The organism is Micromonospora echinofusca (assembly GCF_017614955.1).
Taxonomy (GTDB): domain Bacteria; phylum Actinomycetota; class Actinomycetes; order Mycobacteriales; family Micromonosporaceae; genus Micromonospora; species Micromonospora echinofusca_A.
In genome coordinates this window covers 1-4,584 of sequence record NZ_WVUH01000465.1, presented here as the reverse complement: position 1 = coordinate 4,584, position 4,584 = coordinate 1, and the positions used below count along the sequence as shown (strand labels likewise).

The 4,584-nt window shown below is 73.4% G+C and carries 5 protein-coding genes; all 5 read left to right on the top strand.

Annotated features, from left to right (window positions below; translation table 11 throughout):
- The coding region (locus GSF22_RS30990; RefSeq protein ID WP_244454457.1) for a glutamate-cysteine ligase family protein at window positions 1-375 on the top strand (375 nt) is incomplete at its 5' end.
- Between the two features lie 44 nt (window positions 376-419).
- On the top strand, window positions 420-1,733 hold the full coding sequence (gene egtB, locus GSF22_RS30985; protein ID WP_208817461.1) for an ergothioneine biosynthesis protein EgtB: 1,314 nt from the start codon (window positions 420-422) through the stop codon (window positions 1,731-1,733).
- Window positions 1,734-1,746: 13 nt separating this feature from the next.
- Window positions 1,747-2,499: an ergothioneine biosynthesis protein EgtC gene (gene egtC / locus GSF22_RS30980; RefSeq protein ID WP_208817459.1), complete on the top strand. Its 753-nt coding sequence runs from the start codon at window positions 1,747-1,749 to the stop codon at window positions 2,497-2,499.
- Entirely contained in the window at window positions 2,500-3,465 is a 966-nt protein-coding gene (gene egtD, locus GSF22_RS30975; RefSeq protein WP_208817458.1) for an L-histidine N(alpha)-methyltransferase, read from the top strand.
- 389 nt (window positions 3,466-3,854) lie between these two features.
- Window positions 3,855-4,439, top strand: coding sequence for a TMEM165/GDT1 family protein (locus tag GSF22_RS30970; RefSeq protein ID WP_208817460.1), 585 nt, complete (start codon window positions 3,855-3,857; stop codon window positions 4,437-4,439).
- The last annotated feature ends 145 nt before the right edge of the window (window positions 4,440-4,584 follow it).

The window sequence follows — 4,584 nt, the reverse complement described above, 5'->3', positions numbered from 1 at the left end:
CCCACCACCGACGACCTCGACTACCACTTGAGCACACTCTTCCCGCCGGTACGACCCCGTGGCTACCTGGAGGTCCGCTACCTGGACGCCCAGCCGGGACGGGCCTGGCTCACCCCGGTCGCGGTGCTCGCCGCGCTGTTCGCCGATCCGACGACGGTGGCGGAGGTGACGGCGACCTGCCTGCCGGTGGCCGACCGGTGGGGCGACGCGGCCCGGCACGGGCTGGCCGACCCGGCGCTGTCCCGGGTCGCCGCGACCGTGCTCGGCCTGGCCCTGCGGCACCTGGACCGGACCGGCCTGCCCACCGACCGACGGACCGAGATCAGCGACGACCTGCGGCGCCGGATCGCCGCCGCGGAAAGGGGACACCGGTGACCAGCCCAGCCGTCCACCCGCCGACCGCCGGGCCGCCGTCCGGCCTGCCCGACGCGCAGCTGCGCGACCGGATCGCCGCCGAACTGACCCGGACCCGGCAGCGGACCGCCCTGCTCACCGACGCGGTCGACACCGACGACCTGATGCGCCAGCACTCGACGATCATGTCACCGCTGGTCTGGGACCTGGCCCACGTCGGCAACCAGGAGGAACTGTGGCTGGTGCGCGACGTCGGCGGGCGCGAACCGGTCCGGCACGACATCGACGACCTCTACGACGCGTTCAAGCAGCCCCGCCGGGACCGCCCGTCGCTGCCCCTGCTCCCACCGGCCGAGGCCCGCGCCTACCTGCGGACCGTCCGGGACAAGGTGTTCGACCTGCTGGACCGGGTACGGTTCGACGAACGGCCGCTGGTCGCCGACGGGTTCGCCTTCGGAATGATCGTCCAGCACGAACAGCAGCACGACGAGACCATGCTCGCCACCCACCAGTTGCGGGTCGGCCGCCCGGTGCTCGGCGCACCGCCACCCCCGCCGGCCGACCGTCCGGTGACCGGCGAGGTGCTCGTCCCGGCCGGGCCGTTCGAGATGGGTACCTCCACCGACCCGTGGGCGTTGGACAACGAACGCCCCGCCCACCGGGTGCACCTGCCGGCGTACCTCATCGACGCGGCCCCGGTCAGCAACGGCGACTACCGGGCGTTCGTCGCCGACGGCGGGTACGACGACCCGCGCTGGTGGAGCGACGCGGGCTGGGCGCACCGGCAGGCCGCCGGGCTGACCGCCCCGATGCACTGGCGACGCGACGGCGACGGCTGGGCGTACCAGCGGTTCGGCCGCTGGTCCCCGCTCCGCGACGACGAACCGGTGGTGCACGTCTGCTACTTCGAGGCCGAGGCGTACGCCGCCTGGGCCGGCAAGCGGTTGCCCACCGAGGCGGAGTGGGAGAAGGCGGCCCGCTGGGACCCGGCGACCGGCCGGTCCCGCCGCCACCCGTGGGGCGACGCGGACCCCACCCCCGCGCACGCCAACCTCGGGCAGCGGCACCTGTGGCCGGCACCGATCGGCGCGTACCCGGCCGGCGCGTCGCCGCTCGGCGTGCACCAGCTCATCGGGGACGTCTGGGAGTGGACGGCCAGCCCGTTCACCGGCTATCCCGGCTTCGCCGCCTTCCCGTACCGGGAGTACTCCGAGGTCTTCTTCGGCGACACGTACCGGGTGCTGCGCGGCGGCTCCTTCGGTACCGACCGGGCCGCCTGCCGGGGTACCTTCCGCAACTGGGACCTGCCCATCCGGCGGCAGATCTTCAGCGGGTTCCGCTGCGCCCGGGACCCCCGACCCGGCGAAGCCGACGGCTGACGGGCCCCGGCTGATGTGTCGGCACCTGGCCTACCTGGGGCCACCGGTCACCCTCGCCACACTGCTCCACGCGCCGCCGCACTCCCTGGTCCGGCAGTCCTGGGCGCCGGCGGACATGCGCGGCGGCGGCACGGTCAACGCCGACGGGTTCGGCGTCGGCTGGTACCCGCCGGACGCCGATCAGCCGGTGCGCTACCGCCGGGCCGAGCCGATCTGGGGCGATCCGACGCTGGCGGCCCTGGCGGAGGTGACCACCGCCGGGGCGGTACTGGCCGCGGTGCGCTCGGCCACGGTCGGCATGCCGGTGGTGGCCACCGCCGCCGCGCCCTTCGCCGAGGGGCGGTGGCTGTTCAGCCACAACGGGGTGGTGGCCGGCTGGCCGGACACGGTCACCGGACTCGCCGGGGCGCTGCCGGTACGCGACCTGCTCACCCTGGACGCCCCGACCGACGCGGCGCTGCTCTGGGCGCTGGTCCGGCATCGGCTGCGCGCCGGGGAACCGCCGGCCGACGCGGTCGCCGCGACGGTCCGCGCGGTGGCCGCCGCCGCGCCCGGCTCCCGGTTGAACCTGCTGCTCACCGACGGGCGGACGGTGGTGGGCACCGCCGCCGGGCACGCCCTGTCGGTCCGGGCCGCCCCCGGCTCGGTGCTGGTCGCCTCCGAACCGCTCGACGACGATCCGGCCTGGCGGGCCGTGCCGGACGGGCACCTGCTGGTCGCCACCACCACGTACGTGCACACCGATCCGATCGCGAAGGAGAGCTGAATGGGCGCCGAGCCGTTGGAGATCCACCTGGAGGAGCACGACCTGGCCGCCGCGCTGCGCACCGACGTGCGCGCCGGGCTCACCGCAGCAGACAAGTGGCTGCCACCGAAGTGGTTCTACGACGCCCGGGGCAGCGCGCTCTTCGAGGAGATCACCCGGCTGCCGGAGTACTACCCGACCCGGGCCGAACGGGCGATCCTGGTCGAGCGGGCCGCCGACATCGCCGCGACGACCGGCGCGAAGACCCTGATCGAGCTGGGTTCCGGGTCGTCGGAGAAGACCCGGCTGCTGCTGGACGCGTTCACCCGGCACGGCGGGCTCGGCACGTTCGTACCGCTGGACGTCTCGGTCAGCGCCCTGCGGCAGTCCACCGCGCAGATCGCCCGGGAGTATCCCGGGCTGCGGGTACGCGGGATCGTCGGGGACTTCACCCGGCAGCTCGACCGGCTGCCCACCGGGGGCCGGCGACTGGTCGCCTTCCTCGGCGGCACCATCGGCAACCTGCTACCGGCCGAGCGGGCGGAGTTCCTCGCCGCGATGCGGGCCGCCCTCGAGACGGGGGACTGGCTGCTGATCGGCACCGACCTGGTCAAGGACCCCTCGGTGATCGTCCCGGCGTACGACGACTCCGCCGGGGTGACCGCCGAGTTCAACCGGAACGTGCTGCACGTGGTGAACCGGGAGTTGGGCGCCGACTTCGACCCGGGAGCCTTCACGCATGTGGCACTCTGGGACCCGCAGCAGGAGTGGATCGAGATGCGGCTGCGGGCCACCCGGCCGATGCGGGTCCGGGTCCTGGACCTCACCGTCGACTTCGCCGAGGGCGAGGAGCTGCGTACCGAGGTGTCGGCGAAGTTCCGCCCGGAGGGGATCGCCGCCGAACTGGCCGCCGCCGGGTTCGCCGTTCCACGGTTCTGGACCGACCGGCGGGGCCTGTTCGGGGTCAGCCTGGCCCAGGCGGTGTGACGGGTCGGGCGGCCCGCTCGGCGGCGGGCAGTACCCCGTCGCCGGCCGGGCCGGGTGACCCGTGGTCGGGTGGGTGAGCCGGGCCGGCCAGGGTGAGCCGGGCCGGCCAGGGTGAGCCGGGCCGGCCAGGGTGAGCCGGGCCGGCCAGGGTGAGCCGGGCCGGCCAGGGTGAGCCGGGCCACCTCCACCGTCGGGTGGCCAGCGGCATCGGCTAGGCTCGGGACCGCGAAGGGGAGTAGCTCCCAATGTCGTGGTCGACATACTGGTGCGCACGCGCATCCGGCCACGCGGCCTCACTTCGGTGGGGCGGGCGAGACCTTCGACTCAGGCTGTTGCAGCCGGGTCGAGGTCGCCCGTACCCCGACCCGGTGCTGACCGGGAAGGGTGTCATGGAAGGTTTCCTCGCGGCGCTGGTGATCAGTTTCGGCGTCATCTTCGTCGCCGAGCTGGGCGACAAGTCGCAGTTGATGGCGTTGACGTTCGCCACCCGTTTCAAACCGGTACCGGTGCTCATCGGCATCACCGTCGCCACGGCGGTGGTGCACCTGGTGTCGGTGGCGATCGGCTACGGACTGGGCGCGACCCTGCCCACCGGGTGGATCTCCCTGATCGCCGGTGTCGCGTTCCTCGGCTTCGGGGCCTGGACCCTGCGTGGGGACCGGCTCACCGAGGAGGAGAAGCGTAAGGCCGAACGGGGTGGCAAGTCGGCCGTGCTGGCCGTCGGGGTGGCGTTCTTCCTGGCCGAGCTGGGGGACAAGACCATGCTCGCCACCATCACCCTGGCCACCCAGTACGGCTGGTTCGGCACCTGGATCGGCTCGACGGTCGGCATGGTCGCCGCGGACGCGCTGGCCATCCTGGTCGGCCGGTTGCTCGGCCGGAAGCTGCCGGAGAAGGCCATCAAGTACGGCGCGGCGGTCCTCTTCGCCGTCTGCGGACTCTGGCTCATCCTCGAAGCCCTGCCCCAGCTGTAAGGAAGGGCCCCTTCCTATCGCTTGGGGTCTAGTGGTCCTCGCAACACCCGGATCTTCTGGGGGTTGCGAGGACCGTGTCCGTTTCCGTGGAACTCAAGGCGAAGTTCTTCGAGGTTCTCGATCGCGTCGGCAGTGTGCCCGTGGC

Bases quoted from the DNA above. Each gene is read 5' to 3' on its own strand.
- GSF22_RS30970 (WP_208817460.1), top strand. From the start codon at position 3,855: ATGGAAGGTTTCCTCGCGGCGCTGGTGATCAGTTTCGGCGTCATCTTC.
- egtD (WP_208817458.1), top strand. From the start codon at position 2,500: ATGGGCGCCGAGCCGTTGGAGATCCACCTGGAGGAGCACGACCTGGCC.
- egtC (WP_208817459.1), top strand. From the start codon at position 1,747: ATGTGTCGGCACCTGGCCTACCTGGGGCCACCGGTCACCCTCGCCACA.